This is a genomic window from uncultured Thermosynechococcus sp. (assembly GCF_937958135.1).
In the GTDB taxonomy this organism is placed as follows: Bacteria; Cyanobacteriota; Cyanobacteriia; order Thermosynechococcales; family Thermosynechococcaceae; genus Thermosynechococcus.
Map to the genome: position 1 here is coordinate 19,088 of NZ_CALGOG010000077.1, position 8,188 is coordinate 27,275.

At 53.2% G+C, this 8,188-nt stretch carries 8 protein-coding genes and 1 pseudogene; 4 read left to right on the forward strand and 5 right to left on the reverse strand.

Annotated elements, in window-relative coordinates; translation table 11 throughout:
* Nucleotides 1-4 precede the first annotated feature (4 nt).
* Complete coding sequence (locus Q0711_RS09635; RefSeq protein ID WP_298615049.1) at nucleotides 5-625, reverse strand: hypothetical protein; 621 nt, start codon at nucleotides 623-625, stop codon at nucleotides 5-7.
* A 139-nt stretch (nucleotides 626-764) separates the two neighbouring features.
* Between Q0711_RS09635 and Q0711_RS09640 the strand changes: the two genes are divergently transcribed.
* Together Q0711_RS09640 and Q0711_RS09645 are read left to right on the forward strand one after the other, a co-directional pair.
* A complete protein-coding gene (locus Q0711_RS09640; protein ID WP_298615052.1) occupies nucleotides 765-1,679 on the forward strand; it encodes an FtsQ-type POTRA domain-containing protein in 915 nt (304 codons plus the stop codon).
* Between the two features lie 49 nt (nucleotides 1,680-1,728).
* Nucleotides 1,729-2,448 (forward strand): peptidylprolyl isomerase, encoded by a 720-nt coding sequence (locus Q0711_RS09645; protein WP_298615054.1) that lies wholly within the window; start codon nucleotides 1,729-1,731, stop codon nucleotides 2,446-2,448.
* Here the strand turns inward: Q0711_RS09645 and Q0711_RS09650 are convergent.
* Both Q0711_RS09650 and Q0711_RS09655 read right to left on the reverse strand, forming a co-directional pair.
* Nucleotides 2,408-2,944, reverse strand: a complete 537-nt coding sequence (locus tag Q0711_RS09650) for a DUF2062 domain-containing protein (protein WP_298615057.1) — start codon at nucleotides 2,942-2,944, stop codon at nucleotides 2,408-2,410. The two genes, Q0711_RS09645 and Q0711_RS09650, sit on opposite strands and share 41 nt — an antisense overlap.
* 78 nt (nucleotides 2,945-3,022) lie before the next feature.
* Complete coding sequence (locus Q0711_RS09655) at nucleotides 3,023-4,234, reverse strand: MFS transporter (RefSeq protein WP_298617974.1); 1,212 nt, start codon at nucleotides 4,232-4,234, stop codon at nucleotides 3,023-3,025.
* A 304-nt stretch (nucleotides 4,235-4,538) separates the two neighbouring features.
* On the opposite strand from Q0711_RS09655, the gene Q0711_RS09660 reads away from it, so the two are divergent.
* On the forward strand, nucleotides 4,539-5,942 hold the full coding sequence (locus Q0711_RS09660; protein ID WP_298615063.1) for a BCD family MFS transporter: 1,404 nt from the start codon (nucleotides 4,539-4,541) through the stop codon (nucleotides 5,940-5,942).
* Between the two features lie 6 nt (nucleotides 5,943-5,948).
* On the opposite strand, the gene Q0711_RS09665 is transcribed toward Q0711_RS09660, so the two are convergent.
* Both Q0711_RS09665 and Q0711_RS09670 read right to left on the reverse strand, forming a co-directional pair.
* Nucleotides 5,949-7,199, reverse strand: a complete 1,251-nt coding sequence (locus tag Q0711_RS09665; RefSeq protein ID WP_299042413.1) for a hypothetical protein — start codon at nucleotides 7,197-7,199, stop codon at nucleotides 5,949-5,951.
* Between the two features lie 190 nt (nucleotides 7,200-7,389).
* Nucleotides 7,390-7,794, reverse strand: a complete 405-nt coding sequence (locus Q0711_RS09670; RefSeq protein ID WP_298615068.1) for a hypothetical protein — start codon at nucleotides 7,792-7,794, stop codon at nucleotides 7,390-7,392.
* Nucleotides 7,795-7,976: 182 nt separating this feature from the next.
* Between Q0711_RS09670 and Q0711_RS09675 the strand changes: the two are divergent.
* Nucleotides 7,977-8,188: pseudogene (locus Q0711_RS09675) on the forward strand (zinc ribbon domain-containing protein); the annotation flags it as partial.

Below are 8,188 nucleotides of genomic sequence, written 5' to 3' on the forward strand. Positions count from 1 at the left end.
AGCACTACTGACGCGGTTGGGAATTGGCAGAGGTGGCTGGCGGTGGACTCGCCGCAGGCGTTCCCGAAGGAACTACCCCCGTACGCGGAAAGGGCACATCCACAAAGCCTAATTCTAGCAATTGCTGATAGGCCTTTTGTCCCAGTTCGCGGGTGGGGTTTTGGCTGCGGATAATTTCCACTAAAAGGGGCACTGCCAGTTCGGGTTGGTTATTGGCGCGATAGACCAAAGCCAGTTGAAAAGTGGCTTGATCTCGCAGTTGCGCTGCTTCTAGAGCACGGCGACGGTGGCTATCGGCAGCCGCAGTATCAATGCCCAAAAAGCTAGAGTTGAGGGACTGGTAAAAGTTTGAAAGTTGGTTCATGACTGTACGGGCTTCCAATAGCTTGCGAGCGGCGACGGCATAATTTTGGCTATTAACCGCGGCGGCAGCTTCATCCATCAAGCGCTTGCCCCCCTCAAGGGTATAAATTGAAGAACTGGGTGGGGGGGTGGGATTGACAATTTGGACATTGGGGCTAGCAGGCCGATTCTGAGCAAACACTGCCCGCGGGAGTACCCCTAGGAGTAACACCCCGAAGAGTAGGGATGATTTCGACCGGTGAGCAAACGTATTTAGGGGCATGGTGCGAAGCCTTTACTTAAGATAGAGGCAGTCAAGGGGATAATGAACAGACAATTAACATCGCGTATCTTACCATCAAGTCATGACAGCCCGTGCAGCATTCTAAGTTCCAATTCTCCTCAACACTGAGGTTAGGGCCATGGTAAACCCCATTCCTCAGGGGACAACTGTCTATGATGCCATTCGTGAACGGCGCCGCCAATTGCAAAATAAACGCCGCTGGCGGCAACTGGCAGGGCTTTGGCGTACCAGTGTCCTTTTGACCTTAACGGGGGGGTTGGTCTGGGGGTTGACATTGCCGGACTGGATTATCCGCCGTTCTGAGCAAGTGGTGATCCGCGGCAATCAACTATTGAAAACGGAAGCGTTGCAGGCACAATTGCCCCTTGAGTACCCTGAGTCCCTGCTGCGTTTGCGGCCACGGCAGATCATTCACACTTTGGAAACCACGCTACCCTTACAACGGGTAACAATTGCCCGCCAACTCTTTCCGCCAACCCTGATTGTTGAAGTCCAAGAACGCCAACCTGTCGCAGTTGCCACCTGTAATCAATGCTGGGTAATGAGTGAAACCGGACGGCTGCAAGGGCCTGCCAGTCGGTGGTTGGTGGATGGTCTTGGATTTGTTGCCCCCCTGAGTAGCTATCGGGCTGGTGCCCTGAAACCGATGCCCACCCTCCAGTTGCAGGGGTATTTTGTCCCCGTTAAGGATCCACCGCGTCCGCAGACAATGGCCGTGGATGGCGATCGCCGCCAGCAGTGGCAGCAGATTTACCAAATTCTCCAGCAGCAAGATTTACCTCTTACAGGTTTAGATTGGCGCAATGAACAGACTCTAATTGTCCAAACCCCTCTTGCGCCGGTTCACCTTGGGGTAGTGCGATGGGATAGCCCCACCTTCAAAAAACAACTCAATGCCTTAGCCAGTCTTAGGCAGCTACCCCAGTACTTGGATCCTCGGCAAATCGTCTTCATCGATCTGGTCAACCCCGATGAACCCTTAGTGCAACTGCGGCAGCAACCGACACAACAGCCCCTTGCGCGCAGCAATTAAGGGGCAATAGCACAGCATAATAGAGAGGTTAGCTTGGAGTGGCCTGTCAATGAACCCCCTGAAGTTCGGCCCAATCCTCCGCCGGTGGGTGATGGTGCTCAGCGCCCTTCTACTGGTGAGTTGCACGTCACTCTCCTCAGTGGCTGACACCAGTTCAATTCCAGGAGCACAAAGCCCAACCCCTATGGCCAATTTACCCCGACTCAATGGCGATGCAACAGTGGTGCTGACGGTCAACGATCGCCCGATTACGATTCAAGTAAGGGGGGATGCTGCCCCGATTACCGCCGGCAACTTTGTGGATTTAGTGAATCGCGGCGTCTATGATGGCACGATTTTTCACCGCGTCGTTCGTGAACCCCGCCCCTTTGTGGTTCAAGGGGGGGATCCCCAGACCAAAGACCCCAGCGTGCCGCCGCAACGCTACGGCACCGGTTCATTTATTGACCCAGCGACGAATCGCCCCCGCTATATTCCCCTAGAAATTCTAGGTCAGGGCAGCGATACCCCCACCTATAGCCAACCGGGCAAAGTCTCACCCGTTCTGAATCATAGGCGCGGTGCGGTGGCCATGGCGCGATCGCAACTCCCCGATTCGGCCTCAGCTCAGTTTTACATTGCCCTTGATCAATTGGATTTTCTGGATGGCAACTATGCGGTCTTTGGCTATGTCACCGAGGGCATGGACGTGGTGGACACCATCCAGCAGGGCGATCGCCTACAATCTGCTAAAGTTGTGGCCGGTTTGGAAAACCTACAGCAGCCATAGCAGAGCGACGGCGAAAGCGTTGCCGCAGGGCGGGTAGGAGTCGTAAACACAGGGCATAGGTAAGCAGTCCGGCAATCACGCCCACCCAAAGACTGCCAAAAATCAGAATCATTGCCATTTGCCCCCCCTGTTCTAGGAGCTTTTCCCAAGACTGCCATTCACCCAAGGATAGGGAAGGCTGCCCCATGAGCCACCAGCCCACCTGAAAGTTAAACCAATAGAGGGGCACATAGGTGAAGGGATTGCTCACCCAAGTGGCAAGGGCGGCCAACGGCTTATTGCCCCGCACCAGGAGCGCTACACTGACGGCAATGAGCATCTGACCCCCAAAGAGGGGAAGCATGCCGGCAAAAACTCCTGCCCCAAGACCACGGGCAATACTTTCGGTGCTACTGTGGGAGCGCATCAGGCGCAAATAGTGATAGCGCAGCGATCGCCGCCAAGCCTGCAGCCAGCGGGGCTGTCGAGAGGGCTGAGGAAAAGACAACCGCATCATAGGGGAGTTTCGAGAATGTCCAAAGGTTGGCAAAAGGGGTGAACGATGGTCTTTGCTTAGCAGTTTGACATATTTTACTTAGACAGTGCTAGGGGGCGTATTTTGGGGCTTGCCCAATCCCAGTGCCAAAAAGCCAAGGGCGATTACCATCATCACACTGCTTTGCCAAGCAGGCGCCACCCCACCCCAGCGATCAAAGACCCACCCTGCCCATGCGGGCCCGGCAATTCCGGCCACACTTTGCAGCGATTGGCTGGCGCCGATAATTTTCCCCTGATCTTGATCTCGCACCCGATTGGAGATCACGCCCCGCAGGGAGGGCAACATAATGCCCACCCCAAAGGCCAAACCCACAACGCACCCATAGAGGAGTGGCACACTCAGGCTGCCAACACTGGGAACGGCGGCAATCCCTAACAAGGCCAAGGCCACGAGGAGGAGTCCCCCCCAGCTCAAACGTTGCTCGCCAAACCGAGGGATCAACGAGCGAATTAAACCCGCTTGGACAATCGTACTCACCACGCCAATAATGACAAAAATGATTCCCGCCTGGGCGGGTCCCCAACTCAGTTGCCGCTTCAAAAAGAGGACAAAAATACTAGTAAACCCCGCAAAGGCAAAGTTAAAGATAAAAAAGGCCATCAGCAAGGCTTGCAGTGTGCGTTGATTGAATAGCGTTAACCACTGCTGCTGCAGGGCAAAGCCCTTTAGGGTTAGGGGCGATCGCTGAGTTGCAGGCAACGACTCCGGCAAGATGAAATAAGCCAAGACTACATTGGCTAGGGCCAAGGCGGCGGCAAACCAAATTGGTAACTTGAGGTCAATCGCTGCTAGGCTGCCCCCAATCGCCGGCCCAAAGATGAAGCCAATGCCAAAAGCTGCCCCCGTTAAACCAAAGTTCTTGGCCCGATCGGCCGGGGCGGAGGTATCGGCAATATAGGCCTGAGCCGTTGAAACCACGCCCCCTGTGAGGCCATCAATAACTCGCGAAACAAAGAGCAGCCAAGGTACCGTAGCCACAGCAAAGAGAATATAGGAGAGCGCAGTGCCGGCAATGCAAATCAGCAACACCGGACGACGTCCCCAGCAATCGGAAAGGGCACCCAGGAGGGGAGCAGCCATGAATTGGGCAGCGGCAAAGGCAGAAAATAGCAGGGTCAGGCTCAACGCATCAAAGTTAAACCGCTCCACAAAGAAGGGCAAAATGGGGAAAATGAGACTCTCACCCAAGCGGTCGATGACAATTGTGAGCAGAACAATGAATAATGGTGAGCGCAAGTTGATCCCCATTGATGTGATACGTCCCCATGTAATGGATGCCTGACCTATCGGGTTTTGACCCCCAGAAAAAGGCAGTACAATAAAAGACTACAACTTAACACAATACAGCCCTTTTCCCACTGATCGAACCAAAATATCCTAGCTAATGAGGTGATGCAACTCATGTCTGCTTATATAGATTCTTTGAAGCGATCGCTTTTTTTGACCCTGATCGCTCTGCTCGTATCGTTGACCATTTCATTCTTAATGGCACTCTAAACTCATCCTGAAAATCATTTATCATCCTCTATCAGTAATCTGAGTTGAATAAGGTATGGCCACCCATTCTGCCGCGACGCCGCCACCGCTGCCCCTTTGGGTCATGTTTCGTTTGGGTCTCTTTCAAATGGGACTGGGAATGATGTCAATTCTGGTGTTGGGGGTTCTCAACCGCATCCTCATCAAGGAATTGGCGGTGCCGGCCACATTGGTGACGCTGACGATTGCCATGCATCAATTTGTCTCACCGGTGCGGGTCTGGTTTGGTCAGCTCTCCGATGCCCACCCCATCGGGGGCTATCATCGCACGGGGTATGTCTGGGGTGGGGCTTTGGCCTTTACCCTCGTCACCTACGCCATTGTGCAAGTCATCTGGCGGGTGGGGGAAAGCTTAGATCAGATGGGCTGGAGTCTGGTTACCCAAGGCTGGATTGGCCTGCTGGGGTTGCTTTTTGCTGCCTATGGCATCTGCGTAAGCAGTAGCTCGACCCCCTTTGCTGCCCTGCTTGTGGATGTCTCCGAGGAGGAAGATCGGGGCAAATTGGTGGGGATTGTTTGGTCAATGTTGACGGTGGGGATTGTGGTCGGTGCCATTCTCAGCAGTGTGCTGTTGCGGCAGTTGGAGCTGGATACCCCCGTTGAACTCCTGCAACAAACTGTCAATCGCCTCTTTTTGGTGGTTTTGACGGTGGTTTTCGCTCTGGCGATCGCCAGTACTTGGGGGGTTGAAGCCAAGTATTCCCGCTACCATGTGCGCAGTCGTGCCTGTGACAACCCTGAAAACATTACCCTTGGTCGTGCCCTGAAGATTCTCACGGCTAACTCCCAAACCTGGCGCTTTTTTCTCTTCCTGGTCCTCATGACCCTGAGTTTATTTATTCAGGAACCCATTCTCGAACCCTTTGGCGGGGAAGTCTTTGGCATGACAATCGCCGAAACCACGCGTTTGAATGCCTACTGGGGCATAGGCACACTGGTGGGCCTCAGTTTCACAGGATTTTTCATTGTGCCCCGCCTTGGCAAGATCCGCACCACCACCTATGGCTGTTGGGGGGTGGCCTGGATGTTCTTGCTGTTGATCATTTCAGGTGTCACGCGGCAGGTGTGGCTCTTTCAGTTGCAACTTTTTCTCTTTGGTATTGCCGCTGGAGTAACGACGACGGGTGCCCTTAGTCTCATGCTGGACTTAACAGCCGCAGAAACGGCAGGGACATTTATTGGCGCTTGGGGCTTAGCGCAGGCGATTGCACGGGGATCAGCCACCGTTGTCGGTGGAACGGCTCTCGATATTGGTCGCCAACTGTTTGGCGTGCCGCTCCTTGCCTATGGCTTTGTCTTTTGTCTGCCGATCCTGGGAATGCTGGCGGCCGTCTTACTGTTGAAACAAGTGGATGTGAGTCAATTTCGGCAACAATCTCAGGTGGCGATCGCCAAAGTCTTGGCTGAAGACTTGGAATAGAATTACCTACCAGCGGGCAAAGAAGGAGAAGTCCAACTTGCCAAAGTGGGTGACATGGGCGATATTAAAATGCTCTAGGCAATTTACCAGCCAGCGCACCTTGCCGCGACTAAAAGATTGATAGTGGTTAAACAAGATGGCAAAGCGTTTTTCGAGATAGGGCTTCACCTTCTTGCTGAGAAGAATAATCTTGAGCAATAGGCCAATTGTTGCCACCGTACCGATATTGTTGAGTAAGTCAATAAAAACCAAATGGTTGGGATTTTGGGCACTCTCCACCACTAAGTAGTTGAGGGTTTGGCTACAGGTGCGGACAATGGTGAATTCATTGAGAGGGTGGGGCTGCTGAAAGAGGGGCAGCGTTTCTAGATACTGGTAAAACCGCTGACGAAAGCGACCTCGTCCCAACTCCACGGTGGTGTCTGTTAAGTAGTGGAAGAAGGCATCCCGAAAGTCGCGGGTGGATTTCAGGCGTTGCAACCGCTGCTCAAATTGGCGAGCCAAGTCGCGATAGGTGTGACGGCCATCCACCTTACCGACAAAATGTTGAATCGAGGTTTTCACTTCCTCCGTAGAGAGTAAGGTGGGATTTTTCACCGGTGGAATATTCTGATGCCCCTGAGCACGGCGAAACTCACCGGTGAGGTATTGACTCAGGTTCATTTCAAATTGTTGCGTTGCTTTTTGCTGAAACTCTTGAATGTAGCGCAGTTCTTCCGGTGTTGTATCATCTCCCACAAGACAGTGGTTGTACAGGTAGGGATAGCGCCGAATCAGGGTTGCAAGGGGGCGATCGCCATTTTGCTGAATTTGTACAGGATCTTGAGCATCCTCTTGAAAGAACTGGACGAGCCGCTGGAGTTTTTGAAAAGCCTCACTTTCTAAGTAATCCTTGAGGAGCAGCCGCAACTTACGCACAATCGGTGCCCGGCTTAGACCCCCCGCCGGCATCGCCACAGGGGTTTGGAGCATCGCCAGAAATTCAGGCACAGCCCCTTGGAACAAAGGATGCAACTGCCAGCGGTTAATCAAAATGTGGCAGCAGCGGTTTATAAAAGGCCGGAAATTCTCCGCCACCCGTGCCCCTGTCACAATCCGATCCATCGCCTCTTGAATCTGGCGATCGGGGTAAGTGTAGCCCATGAGGAAAAGGGCACGAAACCGTTCAATAACTTGCTCTGGACTCTCATGCTGCACGCATTCCAGCAAGTGGTCGTAAATGAGTTGGTAGTCGTTTGCTTTGATCCGTGTATTCATAGGGGGTGAGGCGCTTTTAAGCCACGCCGCTAACGACTGTGCTGGAATCCAGAAGCATGACTGAGAGCGTACAGCATACTTATATAGTAAAAGGCAAGGTAAGACTCTCGTGTAATCGAAACCACAATTTTTAAGTGATCTCAATCACAAGAGTAGCCGTACTCCTGCTCTCTACAGGTTGAGTACAGCCTCAGCGACCCCGATACCCCGAAAGTTGAGCTAAGCCCTCTAGGGGATAAACTCCTTCATAGCGTTTGCCATTGATTTCCCATGTGGGGTAAGCACGAATATTCGCCTCTTTACAGAGTTCTGGCTGAGGATTAGTGCCGCGAGGATCACACTCAATATAGTTAATGGTCTTAAAGGCGCTGCCAAAAAGTTCTTTTTGCTTCATACAAGCGGGACACCAGTAGGCGCCGTACATCTTGGCATTGATTTTCTTTAGGTGGTTTGCCAGCCTTTGGGGAAAAATGGCCTGACCGGTTCCCTGCGCCATAACAATATCAGGGGATTGAAAGACGGGCAGCCGGGGAACAAAGGCGATCGCCAGCCCCATACCCAAGCCACACAGGAGATAGTGCAAGGAATTTTTCATCGAAACCCATCCACTAATCCGATATAGTGTACTGCATTCCACACGGTGCCAGAGCTAAAGACCCGGAGACACGTCTTGTAGTTCCCTTATTCTACTGAATCCTAAAATTAGTGATCAGTGATCCGCTGGGCAGCAAGCCTCCCCCTACCGCTGCGCGGGAGCAAGCTAACAGGGCTGTGTATCGAGGACTGGCAGGTGCAGAGGCAGGGACACTGGAGCAGCCGGGCAGACACGTTCGGCTCAAGTCTATCCTCGATCAAGGCTGGTTCGAGTTCCGCCGCCAACTGAGCTACAAGCTGGCTTGGCAGGGCGACTGGTTGGTGGTAGTGGCACCCCAGAACACAACTCGCACCTGTCCGTGCTGTGGTCATGTGTCAGGGGACAACCGCCAAAC

What these genes read in the sequence shown, in the direction of transcription:
- Q0711_RS09635 (WP_298615049.1), bottom strand. Translation starts at nt 625, where the DNA reads ATGCCCCTAAATACGTTTGCTCACCGGTCGAAATCATCCCTACTCTTC.
- Q0711_RS09640 (WP_298615052.1), top strand. Translation starts at nt 765, where the DNA reads ATGGTAAACCCCATTCCTCAGGGGACAACTGTCTATGATGCCATTCGT.
- Q0711_RS09645 (WP_298615054.1), top strand. Translation starts at nt 1,729, where the DNA reads ATGAACCCCCTGAAGTTCGGCCCAATCCTCCGCCGGTGGGTGATGGTG.
- Q0711_RS09650 (WP_298615057.1), bottom strand. Translation starts at nt 2,944, where the DNA reads ATGATGCGGTTGTCTTTTCCTCAGCCCTCTCGACAGCCCCGCTGGCTG.
- Q0711_RS09655 (WP_298617974.1), bottom strand. Translation starts at nt 4,234, where the DNA reads ATGGGGATCAACTTGCGCTCACCATTATTCATTGTTCTGCTCACAATT.
- Q0711_RS09660 (WP_298615063.1), top strand. Translation starts at nt 4,539, where the DNA reads ATGGCCACCCATTCTGCCGCGACGCCGCCACCGCTGCCCCTTTGGGTC.
- Q0711_RS09665 (WP_299042413.1), bottom strand. Translation starts at nt 7,199, where the DNA reads ATGAATACACGGATCAAAGCAAACGACTACCAACTCATTTACGACCAC.
- Q0711_RS09670 (WP_298615068.1), bottom strand. Translation starts at nt 7,794, where the DNA reads ATGAAAAATTCCTTGCACTATCTCCTGTGTGGCTTGGGTATGGGGCTG.